Consider the following 25,564-nt stretch of genomic DNA (forward strand, 5'->3'; position numbering starts at 1 on the left):
TTACTAACCTGCGAAGCGCGCTTCACTATGCGAAGCTGCTTCGCGGTGCTTCGCAAGCGGAATCCGTTGTCACACAGGCGGAACACTGACCTCCTTGCGGTGAATCCCTGCGCGGCATGGGCCGTTTTGTCGGGGGTCGCCTCTAGCGTGCGGGCATGACCGAAAAGAGCACGGTGCGCACGCGTGAAATGGCCGTGGAACTGAAGGCACAACGTGAACTGAAGGAGATGACGCTGCGAGAAGTGGCCCGTCGCGCCGACTGGTCGGCATCCAAGGTGTCGGCGTGGGAGAACGGCCGCCGCATCTCGCCGATCGACGCGGCGATCTACCTCGCCCACTGCGGCACCAGGACCGCCGAGCGCGCGAGGCTCCTCGAACTGACGAAACCTCCAGGCGACCTGTACTGGGTACGGCCGTACTTCGACAAGCTCGTCGACCCGATGAAATCCCTGATCATCCAGGAAAACCTCGCGGACACGGTCGTCTACTACAGCCCGGCCGCCATCCCCGGGATGCTGCAGACGGAGGAGTACGTCCGCACCTGTTTCGAACTGACCGGTCGTTACACGACCGAACGGCTGGGTGTGCTGACGCGGGCACGCGTGGATCGGCAGCAGCTGCTCCAACGCCGAGATCCGCCGCGCTGCACGTTCTTCGTGCACGAGCGGGCACTGCGCTCGGTCGTGGGCGGCCCGGATCTCATGCACGAGCAACTGCAGAACCTCGTCCTCACCACGAATCTGCCGCACTGCGTCATCCGCGTGGTTCCGGAGTCGGACCCGACGTTCCGGGTGCTCACCACGACGTTCACCGTCATGGAGTTCCCCGAGCATCCGCCGGTGGTCTACGAAGAGACCTATACAGCGGGCCTGTTCGTGGACGACCGGGTCGCCGTCGAAGCGTTCTACATCCTGGTCACACGGCTGGAACAGGCGGCGCTTCCCGAGGGACAATCGAGGGAGTGGCTCGTCCGGTTCGCGGACGAGTACGAACGCATGAGGGAGTGATCCATGACGCCCAGCAGCCGCACCTGGTTCAAGAGCAGCTACAGCGAAGGCCAGGAACACCAGACCTGCGTGGAGATCGCACTCGACCAGACCGTCACCGCGGTCCGGGACTCCAAAGCCCCGGACGCCGGGCACCTCACCTTCCCCCACCGGGCGTGGTCCGAGCTGCTCGGTTCACTTCGCTGACCCGTTCCCCGTCGTGCCAGACGGCACGGATGCGGCCGGGCAGATCCGCCACGTCCAAGTCCGTGCCGTCGAGCCACACGAGGTCCGCCCGCAGCCCCGGCTCGATCCGGCCCCGGTCGTCGTCGAGCCGGAGCAACCGCGCCGCTTCGGACGTCGCTGCCCTCAAGGCCGCCGCGTCGCCCAGTACCGCGGCCAGCAACCTCAGCTCGGTCGTCAAGTCGACATGGGGACGCGGCGCCAGGTCCGAACCCGCGGCGATCCGGACGCCCGCCTCCACCGCGAGGCGCAGCGACCGTCGGTGCGTCTCGGCGAACTCGGTGTCGCTCATCGGCGAGAGCGTCGGCACGTACCAGGCGTCCGCCAACGCGGAAACGGCCGCGTCGTCGAGGAACGTGCCGTGCTCGATGCTGCGCGCGCCCGCGCGGGCCGCCGACACCACGGCCAGCGAGGTGTGCGCGTGCGCCAGGACGTCGCGACCGCAGCGGCGGGCCTCGTCGACCACCGCGGCGAGCTCGTCGTCGGCCGGGCGCACGTCCACGCCCGCGCGGACCGCCCGCATGGAGCCGCCGGCGCCGACCTTGATCCAGTCGGCGCCCGCGCGCACCATCCGGCGGACGGCCGCGCGGGCGGCGTCCGGCCCGTCGAACACCGGGTCCGGCAGCGACGGGTCACCGTAGTTGTCGACGGCGCCCGAAGCCGGATCCCAGACGTCGCCGAGCCCGCCGGTCGGCCCCAGCTGACGCAGGCTGACCAGCAGGTCCGGCCCGTCGATCCACCCTTGCGCCAGCGCGTGCTTGAACCCGGCGTCGGCGCCCCACGCGTCCCGCACGGTCGTGATCCCCCGGGCCAGCAACCCCCGCAGCACCGGCACGGCCTCGAGAACCCGGGCGCTGCGCGGCAACGACTCGGGCCGCCGGAAAGCGACGTGCACGTGGCAATCGATGAGCCCGGGAATCAGCAGCCCGCCGGCGCAGTCGACGGCCGGGCCGTCGAGACCGAGCCCGACTTCGGCGATCCGCGCACCATCGAGCCGGACGTCCGCGCGAGTCGTCTCACCGGTCTCGGGATCGAACACGCGCGCCCCGGCAAGCACCGTCACGCGAGTGCCTTGCGGTAGACGAGGAAATCGCACGGCGTGGCGAGCGACGGTGCGAGGTGCGGATAGTCCACGGCGAGGTCGGCGCGGTGGGTCACGCGGTAGCCGAGCCGGTCGTACCACTCGGCGAGGAACTGCTTGGCCGGGTGCGTCCACGACCGCGGCACCAGCAGTTCGAGCTGCATCTCCCGGCAGCCCGCGTCCCGGCTCGCCCGTTCGGCGAACGCCACCAGCTCACGCCCGATGCCGAGGCCCCGCCGCGCGGGATCGGCCGCGAGCATGCCGAATTCACCGGTGGCCGCATCGAGCCGCTGGACCCGCACGGACCCGGCGAGATCACCATCGACGAAGGCAACGGCGATCTCCCCGGCCCGCACGAGCCCGGCCACCTCGTCAGCGGAGGTCCGGTCGGCATTCCCCAGCCAGAGCCCCTTTTCGGACTCGGCGTAGACGTGGTTGACCAGCGCCGTGATCCGCTCGATCACGGCGCGGTCCGCCGACGGCGGCAAAACCTCGATCTGCATGCCTCCACCTTGCCAGGTGGCGGCGGTTCACTTCTCCCGGCGGAAGAGCTTGTTGCCCAGCCAGACGATCGGGTCGTACTTGCGGTCCGCGACGCGCTCCTTCATCGGGATCAACGCGTTGTCCGTGATGTGGATGCCCTCCGGGCACACCTCGCTGCAGCACTTCGTGATGTTGCAGTACCCGAGGCCGTGCTCGTCCTGCGCCGCGTCGCGGCGGTCCGCGACGTCCAGCGGGTGCATCTCCAGCTCGGCGATGCGCATCAGGTACCGCGGCCCGGCGAAGGACTCCTTGTTCTCCTCGTGGTCGCGCACGACGTGGCAGGTGTTCTGGCACAGGAAGCACTCGATGCACTTCCGGAACTCCTGCGACCGCTCGACGTCCACCTGCTGCATCCGGTACTCACCGGGCTTCAGGTCCGCGGGCGGCGTGAACGACGGGATCTCCCGCGCCTTCGTGTAGTTGAACGACACGTCGGTGACGAGGTCGCGGATCACCGGGAACGTCCGCATCGGCGTCACCGTGATCACCTCTTCCTCGGTGAACGTCGACATCCGCGTCATGCACAGCAGGCGCGGCTTGCCGTTGATCTCCGCCGAGCACGAGCCGCACTTGCCCGCCTTGCAGTTCCAGCGCACCGCGAGGTCCGACGCCTGGGTGGCCTGCAGCCGGTGGATGATGTCGAGGACGACCTCGCCCTCGTTCACCTCCACCGTGAAGTCCTGCAGCTCGCCGCCCGTGTCGTCGCCGCGCCAGACGCGGAAACTCGCCTTGTAGGTCATTCCTTGCTCCCGGGGTGCGCTTCGAGCTCGCCGTCGGTGTAGTACTTCCCGAGTTCGCCGAATTCGAACAGCTCCAGCAGGTCCTGCCGCAGCGGCACCTGCTCCTCGACCTCGACGCCGATGTCCGGGACGACCGGGTTCTCGCCGTCCGACGCCGAGCACACCAGCAGCTTGTGGCGCCACTCGGCGTCCATGCCCGGGAAGTCGTCCCGGGTGTGCCCACCGCGGCTCTCGGTCCGCGTCAGCGCGGCCTTCGCGACGCACTCGCTGACCATCAGCATGTTGCGCAGGTCGATCGCGAGGTGCCAGCCGGGGTTGAACTGCCGGTGTCCCTCCACCGTGACGTGCAGGATCCGCTGGCGCAGCTCGGCCAGCTTCACCAGCGCCTGCTCGATCTCGCCCGCCTTGCGGATGATGCCGACCAGGTCGTTCATCGACTGCTGCAGCTCGGTGTGCAGGGTGTACGGGTTCTCGGCCGACGCACCCGCGGGCGGGTCGAACGGCGCGAGCGCCATCTTCGCCGCGGCGTCCACATCGGACTCGGAGACGGCGGGCTTGCCCTCGAGACCGGACACGTACTCGGCCGCGCCGAGGCCCGCGCGCCGGCCGAACACCAGCAGGTCCGACAGCGAGTTGCCGCCGAGCCGGTTGGACCCGTGCATGCCGCCCGAGCACTCGCCGGCCGCGAACAGGCCCGGCACGCTCGCCGCCGCCGTGTCCGGGTCGACCTCGATGCCGCCCATGACGTAGTGGCAGGTCGGGCCGACCTCCATCGGCTCCGCCGTGATGTCGACGTCCGCCAGCTCCTTGAACTGGTGGTACATCGACGGCAGCCGCTTCTTGATTTCCTCGGTCGGCAACCGGCTCGCGATGTCGAGGAAGACGCCGCCGTGCGGGGAGCCGCGCCCCTCCTTGACCTCGGAGTTGATCGCGCGGGCCACCTCGTCGCGGGGCAGCAGGTCCGGCGTGCGCCGGTTGTTGTCCGCGTCGGCGTACCAGCGGTCGGCTTCCTCTTCGCTTTCCGCGTACTGGCCCTTGAACACCTCGGGCACGTACTCGAACATGAACCGCTTGCCGTCGGAGTTCTTGAGCACGCCGCCGTCACCGCGCACGCCCTCGGTGACGAGGATGCCCTTGACGCTCGGCGGCCAGACCATCCCGGTCGGGTGGAACTGGACGAACTCCATGTTGATCAGCTTCGCGCCCGCGCGCAGGGCCAGCGCGTGGCCGTCGCCGGTGTACTCCCACGAGTTCGACGTCACCTTGAACGACTTGCCGATGCCGCCGGTGGCGAGCACGACCGCGGGTGCCTCGAACAGGATGAACCGGCCGCTTTCGCGCCAGTACCCGAACGCGCCGGCGATGCGGCCCTCGGTCGTGAGCAGCTCGGTGACCGTGCACTCGGCGAAGACCTTGATCTTGGCCTCGTAGTCGCCGGTCTCGGCGAAGTCCTCCTGCTGCAGCGAAACGATCTTCTGCTGCATCGTGCGGATCAGCTCGAGGCCGGTGCGGTCACCGACGTGCGCCAGCCGCGGGTACGTGTGCCCGCCGAAGTTGCGCTGGCTGATCCGGCCGTCGGCGGTGCGGTCGAACAGCGCGCCGTAGGTCTCCAGTTCCCAGACGCGGTCCGGCGCCTCCTTGGCGTGCAGCTCGGCCATCCGCCAGTTGTTGAGGAACTTGCCGCCGCGCATGGTGTCGCGGAAGTGGACCTGCCAGTTGTCGTTCGAGTTCGCGTTGCCCATCGACGCCGCGCACCCGCCCTCGGCCATCACCGTGTGCGCCTTGCCGAACAGGGACTTGCACACGACGGCGACGCGGAAACCGCGTTCGCGCGCCTCGATCACCGCGCGCAGACCGGCGCCGCCGGCCCCGATCACCACCACGTCGTAGCTGTGGCGTTCGACCTCGGTCATAGAGAAATTCCACCTCGGAACTGGGGACGTCGCTGTTGGGGAGGGGGTGCGCTAGTTGACGAATCTCAGGTCCGAGATCGCGCCGCTGGCGACGAGCATGACGTAGAAGTCGGTCAGCACCAGCGTGCCGAGCGTCGTCCAGGCCAGCGCCATGTGCCGGGTGTTGAGCTTCGAGACCTTGGTCCAGATCCAGTAGCGCACCGGGTGCTTGGAGAAGTGCTTCAGCCTGCCGCCGGTCACGTGCCGGCACGAGTGGCAGGAAAGCGTGTACGCCCACAGCAGGACCACGTTGCCGAGCAGGATGATGTTGCCCAGCCCGAACCCGAAGCCGCCGGTCTTCCCGTGGAACGCCGTGATCGCGTCGTAGGTGTTGACCAGCGAGACGATCAGCGCGACGTAGAAGAAGTAGCGGTGGACGTTCTGGATGATGAGCGGCAGCCGCGTCTCGCCGGTGTACTTCGCGTGCGGTTCCGCGACGGCGCAGGCGGGCGGGGAGAACCACACTGCCCGGTAGTAGGCCTTGCGGTAGTAGTAGCAGGTCAGGCGGAACCCGAGCAGGAACGGCAGCACGACGAAGCCGAGCGGGATCCAGCCGGGCAGGTCGCCGAACCAGTGGCCGAAGTGGCTCGAGCCCTCGACGCAGGACGTCGAGAGGCAAGGTGAGTAGAACGGCGTCAGGTAGTGGTAGTCGGGCACCCAGTACGCGGTGCGCACGAACGACCGGACCGTCGCGTAGATGATGAACGCCGACAGCCCGAGCACGGTCAGCAGCGGCTGGAGCCACCACCGGTCCGTGCGGAGGGTGCGCTCGGCGATCCGGGCCCGCTTGGGGGCCCGGACGCCGGTGCCGACGCCGTTGTCAGCCGGAGCGCTCACCGCTGGTCGCGCTTGTAGCCGCCGACGCCTTCGTCATCGGCGCCGTGCCAGAGCGCCGGGTCGTAGGGGGTGTCCGGTACGGGGACGCGTTCGGCCGCTTTCGCCTGGGCGGGCACCGCCAGGGGCGTGCCGTCGAGGTCCGCGGTGTCGATGTCGAGGCGCTCCACGTCGTTCGCGAGCCGGCGGACCGCCGACGCGTCGCCGTAACGAGAGCGCAGTGCGCCGACGCACTGCCTGAGCTGGCCGATGGTTCGCCGCAGCTCGGCGATCTCGGAGGTGGACATCAATCCTCCCGGGTGTGGTGGGGCCGGCGGAGCCGGGCGATCACTCGCCCCTACGGCTTTACCGTGCGTCGTGCAGTGTGACAACTAGCACACTAACGGTTCTGGGGGTGATCGGGGTCACGCGGGTCGATCTTCTGAATCGATTTTGATTCGGCGTTTTCGCGAGGTACTGTGGCCAGTGTCACGACCCAGAGGCGCCAGCGCTGCCGTCCCGCGGACCACCCCACACCAGTGATCCGGAGCCGGACATGAGCCCGACCCCCACCACGAAGCTGCACCGAGTCGTCGCCGACGTCACCGAGCGCGTCGCCGCCCGCAGTGCCGCGACCCGCGCGGCCTACCTCGACCGCGTGGCCGCGGCCCACGAAGAAGGCCCGGTCCGCCGCGGTCTCGCCTGCAGCAACCTCGCCCACGGCTTCGCCGCCATGGACGGCGTCGACAAGGAAGCCCTGCGGGCCGCGCGCGCCCCCGGCGTCGCGATCGTCTCGTCTTACAACGACATGCTGTCGGCGCACCAGCCGATGCAGGAGTACCCGGCGTGGCTGAAGAAGTCCGTGCGGTCCGCGGGCGGTGTCGCCCAGTTCGCCGGCGGCGTGCCCGCGATGTGCGACGGCATCACCCAGGGCCGCGCGGGCATGGAGCTGTCCCTGTTCAGCCGCGAAGTCATCGCGATGTCGACGGCGATCGCGCTCTCCCACGACATGTTCGACGCAGGCCTGCTGCTGGGCGTCTGCGACAAGATCGTGCCCGGCCTGCTGATCGGCGCGCTGTCGTTCGGGCACCTGCCCGCGATCCTGATCCCGGCCGGGCCGATGAACTCCGGGCTGCCGAACAAGGAGAAGGCGCGCGTCCGGCAGCTGTACGCCGAGGGTCTCGCGACCCGCGAAGACCTTCTGGACGCCGAAGCGGCGTCGTACCACTCGGCCGGCACCTGCACCTTCTACGGCACCGCCAACTCCAACCAGATGGTCGTCGAGGTGATGGGCCTGCACCTGCCCGGCGCCAGCTTCGTCCAGCCGGGTTCGTCGCTGCGTCAGGCGCTGACCGAAGAAGCCGGACGCCGGATCGTCGCCCTTTCGCGCGGCGAGGAGTACACGCCGGTCGCGCGGATCCTCGACGAGAAGGCGTTCGTCAACGGCGTCGTCGCGCTGCTCGCCACGGGCGGCTCGACCAACCACACGATGCACCTGGTCGCGATCGCCGCAGCCGCGGGCATCCAGCTGACCTGGGACGACTTCTCGGACCTCTCGGCCGTCGTGCCGCTGCTGGCGCGGGTCTACCCGAACGGCAGCGCCGACATCAACCACTTCCACGCCGCCGGCGGCATCCAGTTCCTGGTCGGCGCGCTGCTCGACGCGGGGCTGCTGCACGAGGACGTGCACACGGTGGCCGGGTTCGGGCTGCACCGCTACCGGGCCGAGCCGATCCTGTCCGACGGCGAGCTGGTCTGGCGCGACGTCCCCACCCGCAGCCTCGACGAGGACGTGCTGCGCCCGGTGTGGCGGCCCTTCGCCGCGGACGGCGGGCTGCGGATGGTCGAGGGCAACCTCGGCCGCGGGGTGGTCAAGGTGTCGGCGGTGGCGCCGGAGCACCGGGTCGTCCAGGCGCCGGCGCGGGTGTTCACCACCCAGGAGGCGTTCAAGGCCGCGTTCGAGGCCGGCGAGCTGGACCGCGACGTCGTCGTGGTGGTCCGGCAGCAGGGACCGCGGGCCAACGGCATGCCGGAGCTGCACGGCCTGACGCCGGCGCTCGGCGTGCTGATGGACCGCGGGCACGCCGTGGCGTTGCTCACCGACGGCCGGATGTCGGGGGCGTCGGGCAAGATCCCGGCGGCCATCCAGGTGACGCCGGAAGCCGCGGCGGGCGGCCCGATCGCGCGCATCGCGGACGGCGACGTCGTCCGGCTCGACGCGGCCACGGGCAGCCTCGACGTGCTCGTCGGTGACGAAGAACTCGCCCGCCGTGAGCTTGTGGACTCCCCGCCGTCCGAAGCATCCTGGACCGGCACCGGCCGAGAGCTGTTCGCCGCGTTGCGCCGGGCGGTCGGCCCCGCTGACCAGGGCGCTTCCGTGTTCGGCGGCTTGACGCCGGAACACTTCGGAATGCCCGCTTTCACAACCCAGGAGGTCGGTCAGTGACCACCGGTCAGGACCTGCTCGAGCTGTCCCCCGTGATGCCCGTCGTGGTGATCGACGACGCCGACGACGCGGTCCCCACGGCCCGGGCCCTGCTCGCCGGCGGGATCGGGGTCATCGAGCTGACTCTGCGCACCCCGGCGGCGTTGTCGGCGATCGAGCGCGTCGCGACCGAGGTGCCGGAGATCGTCATCGGCGCCGGCACGGTCACCGCGGCCGACCACGCGAAGCAGGCGGCGGACGCGGGAGCGAAGTTCCTCGTGACGCCGGGCTGCACCGACGCGGTCGTGGACGCGTGCTTCGAGACCGGGCTGCCGTTCCTGCCCGGCGCGAGCACCGTGTCCGAGGCGATGCGGCTGGCCGAGCGCGGCCTCACGGCGTTGAAGTTCTTCCCGGCCGAGGCCTCCGGCGGGGTCGCGTACCTGAAGTCGATCGCGGGCCCGTTGCCGTCGTTGAAGTTCTGCCCGACGGGCGGGATCACGGTCGCTTCGGCGCCTTCGTACCTGGCGCTGCCGAACGTCGGCTGCATCGGCGGTTCGTGGCTGACGGCCTCGCTCGACCCCGCCGCGATCGAGAAGCTGGCCGCCGAGGCCGCGCAGCTGTAGCGGAGATCACCCCGCGTCGTCGCCGCGCCCGAACGGCGGAATTCACGTCCGCATCGCGGGAGCACCGTTCCAGCTTTCTGGAACGGTGCTCCGAGCGGGTGTGGCGGCGGTCATGAATCCCGCTGAATGGAGCAATTGCGGTCCCGGTGGGTGATTTACCGGCCTGTTATCGTTCCCCCTCGCTGTTTCGAGCGAGGAGATCCGGTGTCCCTGACCGATGTGGTCGCCCCCAGTCCTGCCCCCGAGAACGTCGCCGCACTCGTCGGCGAACGCCTTTCGCTGTCCGCCCTCCACCAGCTGGGCGGCACCCTCGGCGGCTATTCGTTCGTCAAGGTCGTGGTCGACCGCGAAAACGCGGTGATCCACTTCCTGAACGACGCCCGCCATTCCTTTCACGCGATCTATATCGGGGAAGAGATCCTGGGCGTCACCGAAGAACGGGTGCGCGCGGAGATCGACTCCTACAACCAGGACTTCTACCACGCTCCGGACCGCCGGTTCCTGCTCGGCGTTCTCGCTCGCCACCCGCAGCTGCTTTCGCTGGAGACGGTCGAGGTCGACACGATGCCGGTCGCGCTGATCCGCGAGTTCCACGCGTTCGTCGCGCGGTACGTCGACCCGGCGCTGCCGCTGGTGTTCAAACCGGCCAACCAGCTGCAGGAACGGCTCGTCCGCGAGATCCCACCGGGCGAGCTGCCGCGGGTGTTCGCACACGAGCTGTTCTCGACGGCGCCGTTCGTCCCGCTGAACCCGGGCACGGCGACGGGCCGGCTGCGCGCGTTCCGCACCGAGGCGGAGTACCGCGCGGCGACGCTGGAGTGGTCGGACATCGTCGTGATGGACCGCGTGCCCGACGACATCCCGCGACTGTCGGGCATCGTCAACGCCCGCCACACGACACCGTTGTCGCACACCAACGTCCTGGCCACCGGCTGGCAGATCCCGAACGCCGTCCAGGTCGGCGCTCTGGCCGACGTCCAGCGCCGCGGGCTCGACGGCAAGTGGGTCGAGTACACAGTGGACGATCAGGGGCTTTCGCTGCGGGAGGTCGCCGAGCCGGCCACGGCCGCGCCGCCGAAGTGGTACGCCCAGCGCGTCACGCTGGAGGAACCGGAGGCCGGGGCCGGCCCGATCGTGAACCTGAACCGGCTGCGCGCGACCGACCGCCACCGGTACGGGACGAAGGCGGCCAACCTCGGCGAGCTGCACCACGTGCTGGCGCACGGCTCGCAGCGGCTGCTCGGCTTCTACCAGGTGCCGCGCCCGCCGCGGGAGAACCTGCTGCCGTACCTGGCGCGGCTGCTGGACGTCCCCGCTTCGGGTTCCGACCTCGCCGCGGCCGCGCACCGGCTCCTGGACGAGCGCGTCCGCGTGCCTCGCGGGATCGCGCTGCCGTTCTCGCTGCAGCGGCGGTTCCTCGAGTCGTCGCCGCGGATCCAGCAGGCCATCGGCAAGCTGAAGATGGCACTGGAGCTGGACGCCCGCGAGATCGAGCCGCTGTGCGTCGAGCTGCAGGGCCTGATCCGGGCGGCGCGGATGCCGGGCGCGCTCGCCGGGGAGATCGACTCCGCGCTGGTGTCGCAGCTGGCCGGGGTGCGGACGTTCGTCGTGCGCAGCTCGTCGAACGCCGAAGACCTGGCCGGGTTCTCGGCGGCCGGGATCTACGAGTCGCTCAACCACGTGACCACGGCCGAGCGGATCTTCTCCAGCGTCAAGGAGGTGTGGGCGTCGCTGGTGTCGGTGCGCAGCGTCCGGCTGCGGCACCAGGCCGGCATCTCCCTCGACGAGTGCTACATGGGCGTGGTGATCCAGGAGCAGGTCGCGGCCGACTTCGGCGGCGTGCTCGTGACGACGAACCCGATGAACCGCGCGGACTTCCGCACGGTGTACGTCAACGTGTCGCCGCGCGTGACCGACGTCGTCGAGGGGTCGACGCTGCCCATGCAGTACCTGTACTCGACGGTCGAGGGCGGCGGCCGCACGGTGTCGCTCGGCGACGCACCGGCGGACCTGGACTCGCGGGCGCACGACCAGCTGCAGCGGCTGGCGATCGCCGGCCGCCTGCTGCAGGGGCACTTCTCGCCCGACTACACGTTCGATTCGCCGGTGGACGTCGAGTGGCTCGCCGACGGCGAGCACCTCCACCTCGTGCAGCTGCGTCCGTATTCCGCCTGAGTTCCGGGAGAAACCGTCATGCTGGGCCTTCGCCTGCCCGCGAACCCCGCCGTCCGGCGCACCGTCCGGCTGACCTACGGGTTCCAGTTCTTCTTCGGACTGCTGTTGTGGGTGCCGATCTTCTACCAGTACCAGAAGCTCGCCGGCCTGTCCGACGGCGAGATCTTCGGCATCCAGAGCATCTACTACGTCGTGTTCTGCCTGCTGGAGATCCCGACCGGGATGATCGCGGACCGGTTCGACTACCGCACGTCCCTGGCGGCCGGCGCCGGCGTGCTCGTGGCGGCGAACCTGGTACCGGTGTTCCTCGGCTCGTACACCGGGTTCCTGCTGCACTTCATCCTGATCGCCTTGGCGCGGTCACTGGTGTCCGGCGCGCAGAGCGCGTACCTGTACGAGTACCTCCACGCTTCCGGTGCGGGTGAGCACTACCTGCGCGTGGAAGGCGTCGGCCGCGCGTACAGCCTGGTCGGCAAGATCGTGTACTGGCCGGTGATCGGCCTGCTGATGGCGTGGAACCTCCCTTCCCCGTACTGGTTGACGGCGCTCAACGCCGGCGTGGCGCTGGCGTTCGCGCTGAAGCTCCCGCCGATCCCCGGCGGCCGCCGGGTGACGGGCAAGACGGCGTCGCTGCTCGCGGGTGTCGGCGGCGCGCTGTCGGCGTTGCGGTCGTCGCGGTGGCTGGCGTTGCTGATGGTGCAGGGCATCGCGATGTTCACGCTGGTCCGCATTTGTCAGGTGAACCTGTTCCAGCCGATCCTGGAGTCGAAGACGCTGTCGGTGAACTGGTACGGCGCGGTGCTGGCCGCCATGACGGTCTTCGAGGCATTGGGCGCGGCCCGCCCGCACCGCCTCCGCCGCGCGATCGGCCCGGTGGGTTCGGTGTTCACGCTGACGATCGTGATGGCGCTCTGTCTCGGTGCGGTCGTGTTCGTGGGCTCCTTCCCGACGGTGGTGTTGTTGTGCGTCTTCGCGGTGGCGACGGGGATTTCGTTCCCGGTGCAGAAGCAGCTGCTGAACGACTCGATCCCGGACTCCCGTTACCGCGCGACGCTGCTGTCGATGGAGTCCATTGTGGACCGAGCGGTGTGCGCCCTGGTGGCGGTGGCCTTGGGCGCGTACCTGGCGGCCGGGCAGCTCGACGAGTTCCTGGTGCTGTCGGCGGTGGTCACGTGCGTGGTGATGGGGTTGCTTGCCGTGCTGTTGTTGGCGGTCCGCAAGCACCGCTCGGACCGCCGGGTGCCGGTCGCCCGCCTCGGCGATCAGGCACCCGCCCGCGAGACGGTGACGCCCCGCTTCCTACCAGCCGGCCCTCGGCCTACCGATTCCGTCGCGCCCGGCGGCTCGGCGGCTGCGGAACGCCTGTTCCGCGGCTCGCAACTCCAGTCGCGTGAGGTGGGCCAGGCCGGCAACTGACCCGCCTGGCACTCCCCCTCGCCCACGAAGCCCGCGGGTCAGTCGATGACGGCGTCGTCGAGCAGGGTGGACTCCGCGCCGTACTCGCGGAGTTCCTCCCTGATCACGGTGTAGGCCAGCCCCTGTGGATACCCCTTGCGGGCGAGGAAGCCGAGCAGCCGCCGCAACGCCGTCTGCTCGTCGACGTTGCCGAGGGACCCGAGGCGCTTGCGGACCAGTTCCCTGGCCATCTGCTCCTCGGACTCGCGGTCGACCTCCCCCGCCGCCTGCGCGGCGACCTCACCGTCGACGCCCTTGCGTCGCAGTTCGGCCACCAGTGCGGTGCGGGACAGCCCCTGGTTCGCGTGCCGGGACTTCACCCACAGCTGGGCGAACTCCTCGTCGTTGACCAGCCCCGCCCGGTCGAGCTTGCCGAGCAGGGTTTCGCTGGTCTCCTCGTCGAAACCCTTGCGGTGCAACGCCTGCCGGAGCTCTTCCTGAGTGCGCGGACGAGCGGCCAGGAGGTCGAAGCAGATCTCCTTGGCCTTCTTGTACCGCTCCTCGGGAGGAAGCTCGGCCGGCGGAACCTTGGGCGCCCTCGCCAATCCCTCGCCCTCTCTCAGAAGTCGACCGGCGCCGGGACGGCCTCGACGGCTTCCGCGTCGAGCTGCGGGCCGATGCCGAGCTTCTCCTTGATCCGCTTCTCGATCTCGTTGGCGATGTCCGGGTTGTCGCGCAGGAACCGGCGCGCGTTCTCCTTGCCCTGGCCGAGCTGGTCGCCTTCGTAGGTGTACCAGGCACCGGACTTGCGCACGATGGACTGGTCGACACCCATGTCGATGAGCGAACCCTCGCGGGAGATGCCCTGGCCGTACAGGATGTCGAACTCGGCCTGCTTGAAGGGCGGGGCCACCTTGTTCTTGACGACCTTGACGCGGGTCCGGTTGCCGACCGCCTCGCCGGCGTCCTTCATCGTCTCGATGCGGCGCACGTCCAGGCGGACCGACGCGTAGAACTTCAGCGCCTTACCACCGGTCGTGGTCTCCGGGGAGCCGAACATGACGCCGACCTTCTCGCGGAGCTGGTTGATGAAGATCGCCGTGGTGCCCGAGTTGGACAGCGCACCGGTGATCTTCCGCAGCGCCTGGCTCATCAGGCGGGCCTGGAGGCCGACGTGCGAGTCACCCATCTCGCCCTCGATTTCCGCGCGCGGCACGAGCGCGGCCACGGAGTCGATGACCAGGATGTCGAGCGCGCCGGAGCGGATCAGCATGTCCGCGATCTCGAGCGCCTGCTCACCGGTGTCCGGCTGGGACACGAGCAGCGCGTCGGTGTCGACGCCGAGGTTCTTCGCGTACTCCGGGTCGAGCGCGTGCTCCGCGTCGATGAACGCCGCGATGCCGCCGGCGCGCTGCGCGTTCGCCACCGCGTGCAGGGCGACCGTCGTCTTACCGGAGGATTCCGGGCCGTAGATCTCGACGACCCGGCCGCGGGGCAGCCCGCCGATGCCGAGCGCGACGTCGAGGGCGATCGAGCCGGTGGGGATCACGGCGATGGGCGGCCGGGTGTCCTCGCCGAGGCGCATCACCGAGCCCTTGCCGTACTGCTTGTCGATCTGCGCGAGCGCGAGCTCGAGCGCCTTGTCCTTGTCGGGTGCTGCAGGCATGGAAGTCCACCTCGCTGGTCGAAGCCCCGGCTCTCCGGGGGCTCTGTGTCGGTTCTTCAGCTGTCCGGTCCGACGCTAGCGGCGGGGACCGACAATTCCAGGCGCGGCGCCCAATCTGTGGATCGCTGGACCCGATGTGGACAACACCATAGACGAACACCTGTTCGAGGTCGGCAGCGACACACCCTTGCGCTAGGATTTTCGCCCGCCCGGATCGGGACCCGTGCGCATCCGCCCAGGTCAGCGCCGTTCGCGGGGAACGTCGAAGGCGTCGCAGACCTCTTGCCAGATCTCCTTGGCCGGGATTCCCGCGGTCAGCGCCTGGTCGACGGTGCGGCCGCCGAGCCCGCTGAGCACGTGGTCCCTGGCCAGCACCTGGGCGCGCCCGGGGCCGAACTCCTCGGCCATCAGCCGCCGGAAAACCGTGATCCGCATCGGACCCACTCTAACCGGCGGGCGCGAACGGTCCGTTCGCGCCGCCTACTCCCCCGGCTGGACGCTCGCCTCGAAGTAGTCGGCCAGCGTGCCCGGCGTGGTCGCCTCGGCCTGGTCGGCCGAGTTCAGCTGGTAGATGAACCCGGCGAGCGGCCGGTCCGACACCGTGAACACGAGCACCGCCGACGTCTTGCCCGCGGCCGACGAGTAGTGCCCCTTGAGCCCGTTGCCGCCCCAGTCGGCTTCCGTGCGGTCGCCGCCGGCGGAGGTGAGCAGGCCGTCGGTGTACTGCTTGAGCGTGTCGGCGTTGTCGCCCTGGACGTAGGTCACCTGCGTGCCGGCCCGGCCCGGCGCGGAGCAGGTCGAGGACACGCCGAGGTTCTCCGCCGGCGCCGCCGGGCCGTTGCCCATGCCCGGTTTGCAGTCGCCGGTGTCGGCGATCTTCCCGGCGAGCTGGCGCAGGCAGCCGGTGAGGCCCTTGGCGTCGGCCTGCCCCGGCGTCTTGCACTGGTCGGCGGTGTACGTCGTCGCCGAGGACGACGACGTCAGGAAGTACGTCAGCCCCGCCGCGAGCACCACGACGACCGCGGCCGCGATCCCGATGAGCAGCTTCTTCTTCCCGCCGGACTTCGGCTCGGCCTTCTCCGCGGCCGGTGCGTACGACGGGAAGTTCGCCGGCACCGGCTGCGGCCCGCTGGGCGGGAAGTTCGCCGGCGCGTACCCCGGGTACTGCGGCGGAGGCGCCGGGGGCGCGTACTGCGGCCGCTGCGGGGCACCCGCGGCCACCGCCCCTTCGACGTTCTGCGTCCGCGCGCCCATGCCGTCGCGCGCGACGTGCTGCGCGCCGAGCGCGACGGCGGTCTCCGGCTGGTCGAGGCTGCCCGGCACGACGCCGAGCTTCTCCGCGATCATCGTGCCGACCAGCGGCAGCCGGCTCGACCCGCCGACGAGGTAGATGCCGGCCAGCCGGTCCGGGGTCAGCCCGGACGAGCGCAGTGTCCGCGAAAGCAGTTCGACGCTGCGCAGCATCGCCGGCCGGACCAAACCTTCCAGCTCGCCGCGCGTGACGAGGACGTCCTTGAACGGCTCGGGCATCGGCACCTCGGTCTGCGGGTGCCGCGACAGCGCCTCCTTGGCCGCCTTGACGTCCTCCTGCAGCGCGCGCCGGGTGCGCCGGTCGCCGGTGGACTCCGGCCGCAGGAGCCGTTGCCAGCGCTGCGGGTCCGAGTGCGAGACCTCGCGCCCGACGTGCACCATCAGCGCCTGGTCGACGTCGAGGCCGCCGAGGTCGGGCAGGCCGTCCTCGGCGAGCACGGTGAAGCCGTTCTGCGTGGCGCCGACGACCGCGACGTCGAAGGTGCCCGCGCCGAGGTCGTAGACGGCGAGTGCTTGGCCGGGCGCGAGGGACTTGCCGGGGAACGACGCGAAGTGCGCGGCCGCGGCGACGGGTTCGGGCACCAGCAGGATGTTCTGGCCCATGCCGGCGAGCCGGGCGGCGGACATCAGGACGTTGCGGCGGGTCTGGCCCCACTGCGCGGGGTGGGTCAGCCGGACCTCGTCGGGCTGCTCGCCGCCGAGCTGGCGGGAGGTCTCTTCGAGGACGCGGCGCAGGATGGCGGCCAGCGCGTCGGTCACCGGGACGACGTCGGTGCCGAGCAGCAGGGTCTGCTCGTCGATGCGGCGCTTGGGGTTCGGCTCGAAGCGCGTCGGGTCGAGGCGGGCGCGGCGCTCGGCGTCGCGGCCGACCATGATCGTGCCCTCTTCGGTGGCGAACACCGCCGACGGCATGTTGGCCGAGCCGTCGACCTCGACGACCCGGGGCGGCCTGCCGTGCGCCGACAGGACGGCGACGGTGTTGGACGTCCCGAGGTCAACGGACAGGATCCGCACAGCACTCCCCTTCGCGAAACACGCCGTGACGGCGTTCGCGGTGATGCTGCCATGCGCGCGGTCACCGTGCGTGCGGACCCGCGAAAGTCACCGCGGCTTGACGGAGAGGTGGATCACGGTGCACGATAGTTGCACAGTCCGATCATGCGAGTTGCACGAATCGCGCAGGTTTCCGAGAGACGGTCGAGCCGGCCGGGCCCGTCGAGGTCACGGCCGGTTCGGTGGTCCGGGTGACGAAGCCTCGGTTGTCACAGCCGCCTGCAGGGAACACCTGAACCACGTCCTGGCCACCGGAAGGAACAACCCGTGAGCGACCTCCCCATCCTCGCCGTCACCCTCGGCGATCCCGTCGGCATCGGCCCGGAGATCACGCTGAAGACGCTGCTCGAACCGGAGGCGCTGCAGCTGGCCCGCGGGGTGGCGGTCGGCGACGCCGTCGTGCTCGAGCGCGTCGCCCGGCACCTGGGCCTGCACGTGGAGATCAACCCGATCGCCACGGTCGCCGACGCGCGTTTCACCACCGGCGTGGTCGACGTCCTCAACCTCGGCGTCGTCACCGACGACCTGCCGTGGGGCGAGGTGAACGCGACCGCGGGCGCCGCGGCCGTCGGCGCGATCGAGGTCGCCACCCGGCTCGCGCTGGCCGGGGAGATCGACGCGGTCGTGACCGCGCCCATCAACAAGGAAGCGATCTGGGCGGCGGGCTCCCGGCACCTCGGGCACACCGAGATGCTCGGCGAGCTGACCGGCTCGACCCGGTTCACCACGATGTTCTGGGTGTCGGGGCTGAAGATCTTCTTCGCCACCCGGCACCTCTCGTTGCGCGAAGCGCTCGATCAGATCACCCGGGAGAACATCGAGCACGCGATCCGCGAGGCGTACACCGCGCTGGAGGTCTTCGGCACGGAGAAACCGAGACTGGCCGTGGCGGCGCTGAACCCGCACGGCGGCGAGAACGGCAAGTTCGGCGACGAGGAGATCGTCGCGATCGCCCCGGCGGTCGCGGCCGCGCGGGCCGCGGGCCTCGACGTCGTCGGCCCGATCCCGGCGGACTCCGTGTTCCACCAAGGGATCCAGGGCCGCTTCGACGGCGTGCTCTCGCTCTACCACGACCAGGGGCACATCGCGGCGAAGACGTACGACTTCGACGGCACGGTCTCGGTGACGGTCGGCCTGCCCATCCTGCGCACGTCGGTCGACCACGGCACGGCGTTCGACATCGCCGGCACCGGCCGCGCGTCGCACGGCACGATGCGCGCGGCGTTCAAGGCCGCGGCCACCCTGGCGCCGTACGCGCGGAAACTGCCCGCGATCTACCCGCCGAGCCTCCGGTGATCCCTCGCAAGCGCTGGGCGTACGTCATCCCGGTCGCGGTGGTGATGTACCTGCTGGCCTACCTCGACCGCACGAACGTCGCGGTGATCCTGCCCTACATCGGCGACGACTTCCCTTTGTCGGCCAGCGCGAAGGGGCTGGCGAGCGGCATCTTCTTCGTCGGCTACCTCGTGCTGCAGATCCCGGCCGCGGTACTGGCGGCGAAGTGGAGCGCCCGCAAGACGGTGCTGATCCTGATGGTCGCGTGGGCGTTCGCGGCCGTCCTCTGTGGCCTGGTGCGGAACGAAACGCAGCTGCACCTGGCACGGCTGCTGCTCGGGCTGTTCGAGGGCGGCGTCTGGCCCGCGGTGCTGATCCTGCTGGCGTCCTGGTTCCCGCAGGCCGAACGGGCCCGGGCCAACGCGTTGTGGATGACGTGCCTGCCGATCTCGGCGATCGTCATGTCCCCGCTGTCCGGGCTGATGCTCGACCACATGTCATGGCGCTGGGTGTTCGTCATCCAGGGCCTGCCGCCGCTGCTGTGGGCGGTCGTCTGGTGGTTCGCGGTGGCCGACCGCCCGGCGAAGGCCCGCTGGATCTCCGCCGAGGAGCGCGAGTACCTCGAAACCACCTTGCGGGCCGAGGAGGAGGCCAAGCCGGCGTTCGTCAAGCAGAGTTACCGGCAGGCACTGGCGAACCGGCAGGTCCTGCTGCTGATCGGCGTCTACTTCTTCTGGATCACCGGCTTCTACGGCTTCAGCCTGTGGTTGCCGTCGGTCGTGAAGACGATGACCGGCGGCTCGGCCACCGCCGTCGGGTTCCTGTCGGCCGTGCCGTACGTCCTCGCGCTGGCCGGAATGGTCGCGTGCGCGCACTGGTCGGACCGCACTGGCAACCGGCGGCTCGCCGTCGCGGTACCGCTGGTCGTGGCCATCGCCGGACTGCTGCTCGGCAACCTCGCGCACTGGCCGGCGGCGGTGCAGCTGGTGCTGCTCTGCGTCGTCGCGACCGGTGTCTACATGCCGTACGGGCCGTTCTGGGCCATCCCCAGCCGCATCCTCGGCATCGAGGTCGTCGCCGTGGCGATCGGCCTGATCAACGCGCTGGGCAACCTCGGCGGGTTCGCCGGGCCCTACCTGGTCGGCTGGCTCACCGACGTCACCGGCAGCGCGACCACCGGGTTCGTCGTCCTGGCCGCGTTCCTCGCCGTCGCCGCCGGGTTGGCGTTCTTCGGGCTGAAACCGGCACCCGTGGAAGACTCGGCGCATGTCCCAGCCGCGACCAGGCACCCGTGACCGGCGCGCGATGCTCCTCGAAGCCGTCCGCGACGGCTCGGGCGGCATCGCGGAGCTGGCCGAGGAGTTCGGCGTCTCGGAGTCGACGATCCGCCGCGACCTCGCCTCCCTCGCCGGCGCCGGGCACGTCGTCCGCACCTACGGCGGCGCGCTCGACACCGAGCGCAGCCCGCACGAGAAGGACCGCGAGAACGCGGCGGCGAAGGACGCCATCGCCCGGCAGGCCGCCGCGCTGGTGCGCGACGGCGAGGTCGTGCTGCTCGACGCCGGCACGACCACCGGCAGGCTCGCCCGCCACCTCGCCCACCGCGAGGGGCTGACCGTGGTCACGAACGGCGTCACCGCCATCCGCGAGCTGGCCGGCTTCGCCGGGATCGACCTGATCGTCCTCGGCGGCCGGCTGCGGCACCCCGACGAGGCCGTCCTCGGCGAGACCGTGCTCGCCCAGCTGCGGCACATCTCACCCGATCGGGTATTCCTGGGCGCGGACGGCGTGGTGCCCGGCCGGGGGCTGTGCTGCCCGTCACTGGAGCAGTCCGTGGTCAAGCACGCGATGCTGCACGCGGGCGCCGAAGCCTACGTGCTGGCCGACCACACCAAGCTGGACCAGGCCCCTTTTTCCTACTGGACGCCGCTCGACCGCGAGTACCGGCTCATCACCGACGAGCCGCGCATCGACGCCGTGTACCCGGCGTTCGCCGACAGCGTGATCGTCGCGGATGCTCCCGAAATTGTCGGTGGTGCCGCGCATCATGGACGACGTGGCAGTTGACGTGCTCGACCTCTTCTCCCCCGCGACCCGGGACTGGTTCGCGGGAGCCTTCGCCGCGCCCACCGCGGCCCAGGAAGGCGCCTGGCGGGCGGCGCACGCGGGCGAGCACGCCCTCGTCGTCGCGCCGACCGGCTCCGGCAAGACCCTGTCCGCGTTCCTCTGGGCGCTGGACCGGCTGTCGGTGGAACCACCGCCGGCGGAGGCCACCAAGCGCTGCCGGATCCTCTACGTCTCCCCGCTGAAGGCCCTCGCGGTCGACGTCCAGCGGAACCTGCGCGCCCCGCTCGCCGGCATCTCGCAGGCCTCCCGGCGGCTCGGGCTCCCGGTGCCCGGGATCGAAGTCGGCATGCGCACCGGCGACACCACCGCCGCCGAGCGCCGCTCCTTCAACAAGACTCCGCCGGACGTGCTGGTGACCACGCCGGAGTCGCTGTTCCTGATCCTCACGTCGTCGGCGCGGGAGTCGCTGCGCGGCGTCGAGACCGTGATCGTCGACGAGGTGCACGCGGTCGCGGGCGGCAAGCGCGGCGCGCACCTCGCGCTGTCGCTGGAGCGGCTGGACTCCCTGCTGCCGAAGCCGGCGCAGCGGATCGGCCTGTCCGCGACGGTCCGTCCGATCGACGAGGTGAACGCGTTCCTGGCCGGCGGCCGTCCGGTGCGGGTGGTCCAGCCGAAGCTGGCGAAGACCATCGAGGTCCGCGTCGAGGTGCCCGTCGAGGACATGAGCAACCTCGACGCCCCGCGCGGCGGCCCGGCGCCGAGCCCGCTCGACGAGCTGGAGTCCCTCACCGAAGCGTTCCCGCCGGGCGACATCGCTCCGGGCGGCCTGGGCACGCTGGAGGAGATCGCCGGCAACCCGGTGCAGCGGCCGTCGATCTGGCCGGCGGTCGAGGAGCGGGTGCTGAGCCTGATCCAGGCCCACCGCTCGACCATCGTGTTCGCCAACTCGCGCCGGCTCACCGAGCGGATGACAGCCCGGCTCAACGAGCTGGCCGCGGAGCAGACAGAACTGCGGGCGGAAGACACGTTCCCGGCCGAAGCGGTCGGGCAGTCCGGGGTCAGCACCGGCGCGCCGCCGGTGATCGCCCGGGCGCACCACGGGTCGATGTCGCGGGAGCAGCGCACGCACGTCGAAGAAGACCTGAAGTCCGGGCGGCTGCCGTGCGTGGTGGCGACGTCGTCGCTGGAGCTGGGCATCGACATGGGCGCGGTCGACCTGGTCGTCCAGATCGAGGCGCCGCCGACGGTGGCGTCCGGGCTGCAGCGCGTCGGCCGGGCCGGGCACCAGGTCGGCGCGGTCTCCTCCGGCGTGATGTTCCCCAAGTTCCGCGGCGACCTCGTCTCCTGCGCGGTGGTCGCCGAACGGATGGCGACCGGCGCGATCGAGGCGGTCCGCTACCCGCGCAACCCGCTGGACGTGCTGGCGCAGCACGTCGTCGCGATGGTGGCGCTGGAGCCGTGGACGGTGCCGGACCTGGCTTCGCTGGTGCGGCGGGCGGCGCCGTTCGCGTCGCTGCCGGACGACGCGCTGCACGCGGTGCTCGACATGCTCGCCGGCCGCTACCCCAGCGAGGAGTTCGGCGAGCTGCGGGCCCGGATCACCTGGGACCGCATCAGCGGCGAGCTGCGCGGGCGGCCCGGCTCGCAGCGCCTGGCCGTCACCTCCGGCGGCACCATCCCGGACCGCGGCCTGTTCACCGTGATGACCCCGGGCGGGGACGACAAGCCCGGTTCGCGCGTCGGCGAGTTCGACGAAGAGATGGTGTACGAGTCACGTGTCGGCGACACCATCCTGCTCGGCACGTCGTCGTGGCGGATCACCGACATCACGCACGACCGGGTCATCGTGGTGCCCGCGCCGGGCGAACCGGCGCGGATGCCGTTCTGGAAGGGCGACGCACCGGGCCGCCCGCTCGAACTCGGCCGGGCGCTGGGGAAGTTCGTCCGCGAACTGTCCACATCGGACGACGAGAAGGCGCGCGAGCGGGCCGCCGCGGCGGGGCTGGACCAGCGGGCGTGCGACAACCTGCTCGCGTACCTGACCGAGCAGAAGGCCGCGACCCGGCACGTGCCGAACGACCGGACGATCCTGCTGGAGCGTTACCGCGACGAGCTGGGCGACTGGCGGATCATCGTGCACTCGCCGTTCGGCGCGCAGGTGAACGCGCCGTGGGCGCTCGCGATCGCCGCGCGGCTGCGGGAGAACCGCGGGGTCGACGCCCAGGTGGCGCACTCCGACGACGGCATCGTCCTGCGCCTGCCCGACGCCCTCGACGCCGACGGCGGCGACGTCACGATCGGCGCGGACGACATCCTGCTCGATCCCGAAGAGGTGGAGCAGCTGATCGTCGCGGAGGTCGGCGGTTCGGCCGTGTTCGCGGCGCGGTTCCGGGAGTGCGCGGCGCGGTCGCTGCTGCTGCCGCGCCGGGACCCGCGCCGCCGCACTCCGCTGTGGCAGCAACGGCAACGCGCGTCGCAGCTGCTGTCGGTCGCGGCGAAGTACGAGCGGTTCCCGGTCGTGCTGGAGGCGATGCGCGAGGTCCTGCAGGACGTCTACGACGTGGGCGGGCTGCGGGAGCTGATGGCCGACGTCCGGGCCCGCAAGGTCCGGCTGGTGGAGGTCGAGACGCCGGCCGCGTCGCCGTTCGCGCGCAGCCTGCTCTTCGGCTACGTCGGGATGTTCCTGTACGAGACCGACGCGCCGCTGGCCGAACGGCGGGCGGCGGCGCTGTCGCTGGATTCCGCGTTGCTGGCCGAGCTCCTGGGCACCGAGGCGATCCGCGAGCTGCTGGATCCCGAGGCCGTCGCGGAGGTGACCCGGTCGCTGCAGCGGCTCGACCCCGACCGGCACGCGCGCTCGGCGGAGGACGCCGCCGACCTGCTGCGCTTCCTCGGCGACCTGACCGTCGAGGAAGCCGCGGAGCGCGGGATCCAAGCGGAGTGGCTCACCGAGCTGGAAGCGGCGCGGCGGGCGATCCGGGTGCGGATCGGCGGCACCGAACGGTTCCTGGCGATCGAGGACTCCGGCAAGGTCCGGGACGCGCTGGGCACCGCGCTGCCGGTGGGCGTGCCCGAGGCGTTCACCGAACCGGTGGCGGACCCGCTCGGCGACCTGCTGTTCCGCTACGCCCGCAGCCGGGGACCGTTCGCGGCGGCGGACGTGGCCCGGCGGTTCGGGCTCGGGCTGGCCGTGGTTACCGGCGTCCTCGACCGGATGACCGGCGAAGGTCGCTTGGTGCGCGGCGAGCTGAGCCCGGTCGGGCATCCGGACAGCCACGGTGTGGGAGTCGAGTACTGCGATTCCGCGGTACTGCGGCGGCTGCGGCGGGCATCGCTGGCGAAGCTGCGGGCCGAGGTGGAGCCGGTCGAACCTGCGGCGCTGGGCCGGTTCCTGCCGTCGTGGCACGGGTTCGGCGGCCGCGTCCGCTCGGCGCCGACGGCGGACGACGTGCTGTCGGTGGTCGAGCAGCTGGCCGGGGCGCCGTTGCCGGCGAGTGCGGTGGAGTCGCTGATCCTGCCCGGCCGGCTGCCGGGCTACTCCCCCGCGCTGCTGGACGAGCTGACGACCGCGGGTGAGGTCACGTGGGCGGGCTGCGGCGCGTTGTCGGGTGGGGACGGCTGGATCGCCCTCGCACCGACGGACGTCGCCGACCTGCTGCTGCCGGAAGTCGTCGAGGACATCCCGACCGGCCCGCTGCACGACGCACTCGTGTCCACTTTGGAGGGTGGTGCGCTGTTCTTCCGCCAGCTGGTGGACCGCGCGACCGTCCTGGTGGACAAGGCGCCGAACGACGCCGAAGTCGTGGCCGCGCTGTGGGACCTGGTGTGGGCCGGGCTGGTCACCGGCGACACGCTGGGGCCGCTGCGGGCCCAGGTGGCCGGGCACGGCGCGCACAAGCAACGGCGCCAGGCACCCCGCGGCCGGTACGCGCGGCTGCGGGCGGGGCGGCCACAGATGCCGTCGCGGTCCGGGCCGCCGACGGTCGCCGGCCGCTGGGCGCTGACGCCGGATCGTGAGACCGACGCGACCCGGCGCGCCCACGCGCGGACGGAGGCGTTCCTGGAACGCCACGGCGTCCTGACCCGCGGGGCGCTCGACACCGAACGCGTCACCGGCGGGTTCTCCGGGATCTACAAGGTGCTGCGCGGGATGGAGGACACCGGCCAGGTGATCCGCGGCTACGTCGTGGAAGGGCTGGGCGCGGCGCAGTTCGCGGCGAAGGGCGCGGTGGACCGGTTGCGCGCGCTGTCGGGTCCGGGTCGACCGGCACCCGGCCGCGCGGTGGTGCTGGCGGCGGCGGACCCGGCCCAGCCGTACGGGGCGGCGCTCCCCTGGCCGGCGGCGACGGGCGACACGAAGCACCGTCCGGCCCGCAAGGCCGGCGCGCTGGCGGTACTGGTGGACGGCGTGCCGGCGATGTACGTCGAGCGAGGAGGAAAGTCACTGCTGAGTTTCACGGAGGAGCGGCAACCGCTGGTGGACGCGGCGCAGGCGTTGTCGGCGGCGGTGCGGGAGGGCTGGCTGGGTCAGCTCTCGGTCCAACGTGCGGACGGCGAGCAGGCCCTGACGTCGGAACTGGCGGAGGTGCTGAGGGAGGCGGGTTTCCGGGCCACGCCGTCCGGCCTGCGCCTGCGGGCCTAAGCTGCCAGTTCGACACGCACGAAGGATGTTCTGCTCATGGCGATGCGCGAACTGCGCTATTTCGGCGACCCGATCCTCAAGTCCGCCTGCGACCCGGTCACCGTGTTCGACGAAAAGCTCGAGGCGCTCGTGCGCGACCTGGTCGACTCGGTGAAACCCGGCGGCCGCGCGGGGTTGGCGGCACCGCAGATCGGGGTCGGGCTGCGCATCTTCAGCTACGACGTCGCCGGCCTCACGGGCTACGTGATCAACCCGGAGATAGCCGAGCTGTCCGAGGAGACGCACGAGATCGACGAGGGCTGCCTGTCGGTCCCGGAGCTGTGGTTCCCGACGAAGAGGGCGAAGCACGCGAAGGTCCGCGGGGTGGACATCCACAACGAGCCGATCGAGGTGGAGGGCGAAGACGTGCTGGCCCAGTGCCTCCAGCACGAGACCGACCACTTGGACGGCATCCTGTACCTGGACCGCCTGACGGCCGAGCGCAAGAAGAAGGCGCTGCGCGAAGCCCGCGACAAGGACTGGTTCTGGAAGCGCTGACCGGCTGAGCAAGGCAGAGCGGCGACAGAGATCAACC

The 25,564-nt window shown here is 70.9% G+C and carries 21 protein-coding genes; 11 read left to right on the forward strand and 10 right to left on the reverse strand.

From position 1 onward, the window contains the following. Positions 1 to 155 precede the first annotated feature (155 nt). Both ACIQWX_RS36275 and ACIQWX_RS36280 read left to right on the forward strand, forming a co-directional pair. Positions 156 to 1,007 carry a helix-turn-helix domain-containing protein gene (locus tag ACIQWX_RS36275; protein WP_400881060.1) on the forward strand — a complete coding sequence of 284 codons (852 nt, stop codon included), beginning with the start codon at positions 156 to 158 and terminating at the stop codon, positions 1,005 to 1,007. Positions 1,008 to 1,010: 3 nt separating this feature from the next. After that, positions 1,011 to 1,193: a DUF397 domain-containing protein gene (locus tag ACIQWX_RS36280; protein ID WP_400881062.1), complete on the forward strand. Its 183-nt coding sequence runs from the start codon at positions 1,011 to 1,013 to the stop codon at positions 1,191 to 1,193. Here ACIQWX_RS36280 and ACIQWX_RS36285 read toward each other — a convergent pair. The 6 genes from ACIQWX_RS36285 to ACIQWX_RS36310 are packed head-to-tail and all read right to left on the reverse strand — an operon-like array spanning position 1,144 to position 6,666. After that, positions 1,144 to 2,292, reverse strand: coding sequence for an amidohydrolase family protein (locus ACIQWX_RS36285; RefSeq protein WP_400881064.1), 1,149 nt, complete (start codon positions 2,290 to 2,292; stop codon positions 1,144 to 1,146). The genes ACIQWX_RS36280 and ACIQWX_RS36285 overlap by 50 nt on opposite strands. Continuing rightward, complete coding sequence (locus ACIQWX_RS36290; protein WP_400881066.1) at positions 2,289 to 2,813, reverse strand: GNAT family N-acetyltransferase; 525 nt, start codon at positions 2,811 to 2,813, stop codon at positions 2,289 to 2,291. The genes ACIQWX_RS36285 and ACIQWX_RS36290 overlap by 4 nt, the downstream gene beginning before the upstream one ends. Positions 2,814 to 2,840: 27 nt before the next feature. Further along, positions 2,841 to 3,593: a succinate dehydrogenase/fumarate reductase iron-sulfur subunit gene (locus ACIQWX_RS36295; RefSeq protein ID WP_400881068.1), complete on the reverse strand. Its 753-nt coding sequence runs from the start codon at positions 3,591 to 3,593 to the stop codon at positions 2,841 to 2,843. Further along, entirely contained in the window at positions 3,590 to 5,506 is a 1,917-nt protein-coding gene (locus ACIQWX_RS36300; protein ID WP_400881070.1) for a fumarate reductase/succinate dehydrogenase flavoprotein subunit, read from the reverse strand. The genes ACIQWX_RS36295 and ACIQWX_RS36300 overlap by 4 nt, the downstream gene beginning before the upstream one ends. Before the next feature lie 51 nt (positions 5,507 to 5,557). Continuing rightward, the gene (locus tag ACIQWX_RS36305) at positions 5,558 to 6,382 is read right to left on the reverse strand and encodes a hypothetical protein (RefSeq protein ID WP_400881072.1); all 825 of its coding nucleotides are present in this window, start codon (positions 6,380 to 6,382) and stop codon (positions 5,558 to 5,560) included. Further along, positions 6,379 to 6,666: a hypothetical protein gene (locus ACIQWX_RS36310; RefSeq protein ID WP_196425237.1), complete on the reverse strand. Its 288-nt coding sequence runs from the start codon at positions 6,664 to 6,666 to the stop codon at positions 6,379 to 6,381. The genes ACIQWX_RS36305 and ACIQWX_RS36310 overlap by 4 nt, the downstream gene beginning before the upstream one ends. 248 nt (positions 6,667 to 6,914) lie before the next feature. On the opposite strand from ACIQWX_RS36310, the gene edd reads away from it, so the two are divergent. The 4 genes from edd to ACIQWX_RS36330 all read left to right on the forward strand — a co-directional run bounded on the left by edd (position 6,915) and on the right by ACIQWX_RS36330 (position 12,997). Next, positions 6,915 to 8,804, forward strand: coding sequence for a phosphogluconate dehydratase (edd, locus tag ACIQWX_RS36315; protein ID WP_400881074.1), 1,890 nt, complete (start codon positions 6,915 to 6,917; stop codon positions 8,802 to 8,804). Further along, complete coding sequence (gene eda, locus ACIQWX_RS36320) at positions 8,801 to 9,406, forward strand: bifunctional 4-hydroxy-2-oxoglutarate aldolase/2-dehydro-3-deoxy-phosphogluconate aldolase (protein WP_400881076.1); 606 nt, start codon at positions 8,801 to 8,803, stop codon at positions 9,404 to 9,406. The genes edd and eda overlap by 4 nt, the downstream gene beginning before the upstream one ends. A gap of 204 nt (positions 9,407 to 9,610) precedes the next feature. Further along, positions 9,611 to 11,581, forward strand: a complete 1,971-nt coding sequence (locus ACIQWX_RS36325; protein ID WP_400881078.1) for a PEP/pyruvate-binding domain-containing protein — start codon at positions 9,611 to 9,613, stop codon at positions 11,579 to 11,581. A gap of 18 nt (positions 11,582 to 11,599) precedes the next feature. Further along, a complete protein-coding gene (locus tag ACIQWX_RS36330; RefSeq protein ID WP_400881080.1) occupies positions 11,600 to 12,997 on the forward strand; it encodes an MFS transporter in 1,398 nt (465 codons plus the stop codon). 38 nt (positions 12,998 to 13,035) lie between these two features. Here the strand turns inward: ACIQWX_RS36330 and ACIQWX_RS36335 are convergent, their stop codons facing one another. The 4 genes from ACIQWX_RS36335 to ACIQWX_RS36350 form a co-directional block, all read right to left on the reverse strand. Continuing rightward, a complete protein-coding gene (locus tag ACIQWX_RS36335) occupies positions 13,036 to 13,581 on the reverse strand; it encodes a regulatory protein RecX (RefSeq protein ID WP_372668673.1) in 546 nt (181 codons plus the stop codon). A 14-nt stretch (positions 13,582 to 13,595) separates the two neighbouring features. Further along, positions 13,596 to 14,642, reverse strand: coding sequence for a recombinase RecA (gene recA / locus ACIQWX_RS36340; RefSeq protein WP_400881083.1), 1,047 nt, complete (start codon positions 14,640 to 14,642; stop codon positions 13,596 to 13,598). A gap of 240 nt (positions 14,643 to 14,882) precedes the next feature. Further along, entirely contained in the window at positions 14,883 to 15,077 is a 195-nt protein-coding gene (locus tag ACIQWX_RS36345; protein WP_400881085.1) for a DUF3046 domain-containing protein, read from the reverse strand. Between the two features lie 45 nt (positions 15,078 to 15,122). After that, positions 15,123 to 16,967, reverse strand: a complete 1,845-nt coding sequence (locus tag ACIQWX_RS36350) for an Hsp70 family protein (protein ID WP_400881086.1) — start codon at positions 16,965 to 16,967, stop codon at positions 15,123 to 15,125. A gap of 306 nt (positions 16,968 to 17,273) precedes the next feature. Here ACIQWX_RS36350 and pdxA point away from each other — a divergent pair, with 306 nt between their 5' ends. From pdxA to def, 5 genes are read left to right on the forward strand one after another with little or no spacing between them, the layout of a single operon-like run. Next, positions 17,274 to 18,302 (forward strand): 4-hydroxythreonine-4-phosphate dehydrogenase PdxA, encoded by a 1,029-nt coding sequence (gene pdxA / locus ACIQWX_RS36355; RefSeq protein WP_400881088.1) that lies wholly within the window; start codon positions 17,274 to 17,276, stop codon positions 18,300 to 18,302. Next, a complete protein-coding gene (locus tag ACIQWX_RS36360; RefSeq protein ID WP_400881090.1) occupies positions 18,299 to 19,576 on the forward strand; it encodes an MFS transporter in 1,278 nt (425 codons plus the stop codon). The genes pdxA and ACIQWX_RS36360 overlap by 4 nt, the downstream gene beginning before the upstream one ends. Then, on the forward strand, positions 19,548 to 20,348 hold the full coding sequence (locus tag ACIQWX_RS36365; RefSeq protein WP_400881092.1) for a DeoR/GlpR family DNA-binding transcription regulator: 801 nt from the start codon (positions 19,548 to 19,550) through the stop codon (positions 20,346 to 20,348). The genes ACIQWX_RS36360 and ACIQWX_RS36365 overlap by 29 nt, the downstream gene beginning before the upstream one ends. Continuing rightward, positions 20,329 to 24,990 (forward strand): DEAD/DEAH box helicase, encoded by a 4,662-nt coding sequence (locus ACIQWX_RS36370; protein WP_400881094.1) that lies wholly within the window; start codon positions 20,329 to 20,331, stop codon positions 24,988 to 24,990. Before ACIQWX_RS36365 ends, ACIQWX_RS36370 begins: the two co-directional genes overlap by 20 nt. Positions 24,991 to 25,026: 36 nt before the next feature. Further along, on the forward strand, positions 25,027 to 25,527 hold the full coding sequence (def, locus tag ACIQWX_RS36375) for a peptide deformylase (RefSeq protein WP_400881096.1): 501 nt from the start codon (positions 25,027 to 25,029) through the stop codon (positions 25,525 to 25,527). Positions 25,528 to 25,564 lie beyond the last annotated feature (37 nt).

Source organism: Amycolatopsis sp. NPDC098790, from assembly GCF_044759945.1.
Taxonomy (GTDB): Bacteria; Actinomycetota; Actinomycetes; order Mycobacteriales; family Pseudonocardiaceae; genus Amycolatopsis.

Coding starts and splice junctions, on each gene's coding strand:
- ACIQWX_RS36365 (WP_400881092.1), top strand. CDS start 19,548: ATGTCCCAGCCGCGACCAGGCACCCGTGACCGGCGCGCGATGCTCCTC.
- ACIQWX_RS36330 (WP_400881080.1), top strand. CDS start 11,600: ATGCTGGGCCTTCGCCTGCCCGCGAACCCCGCCGTCCGGCGCACCGTC.
- ACIQWX_RS36370 (WP_400881094.1), top strand. CDS start 20,329: ATGGACGACGTGGCAGTTGACGTGCTCGACCTCTTCTCCCCCGCGACC.
- ACIQWX_RS36310 (WP_196425237.1), bottom strand. CDS start 6,666: ATGTCCACCTCCGAGATCGCCGAGCTGCGGCGAACCATCGGCCAGCTC.
- ACIQWX_RS36300 (WP_400881070.1), bottom strand. CDS start 5,506: ATGACCGAGGTCGAACGCCACAGCTACGACGTGGTGGTGATCGGGGCC.
- ACIQWX_RS36345 (WP_400881085.1), bottom strand. CDS start 15,077: ATGCGGATCACGGTTTTCCGGCGGCTGATGGCCGAGGAGTTCGGCCCC.
- ACIQWX_RS36295 (WP_400881068.1), bottom strand. CDS start 3,593: ATGACCTACAAGGCGAGTTTCCGCGTCTGGCGCGGCGACGACACGGGC.
- ACIQWX_RS36275 (WP_400881060.1), top strand. CDS start 156: ATGACCGAAAAGAGCACGGTGCGCACGCGTGAAATGGCCGTGGAACTG.
- def (WP_400881096.1), top strand. CDS start 25,027: ATGGCGATGCGCGAACTGCGCTATTTCGGCGACCCGATCCTCAAGTCC.
- ACIQWX_RS36280 (WP_400881062.1), top strand. CDS start 1,011: ATGACGCCCAGCAGCCGCACCTGGTTCAAGAGCAGCTACAGCGAAGGC.
- ACIQWX_RS36290 (WP_400881066.1), bottom strand. CDS start 2,813: ATGCAGATCGAGGTTTTGCCGCCGTCGGCGGACCGCGCCGTGATCGAG.
- edd (WP_400881074.1), top strand. CDS start 6,915: ATGAGCCCGACCCCCACCACGAAGCTGCACCGAGTCGTCGCCGACGTC.
- recA (WP_400881083.1), bottom strand. CDS start 14,642: ATGCCTGCAGCACCCGACAAGGACAAGGCGCTCGAGCTCGCGCTCGCG.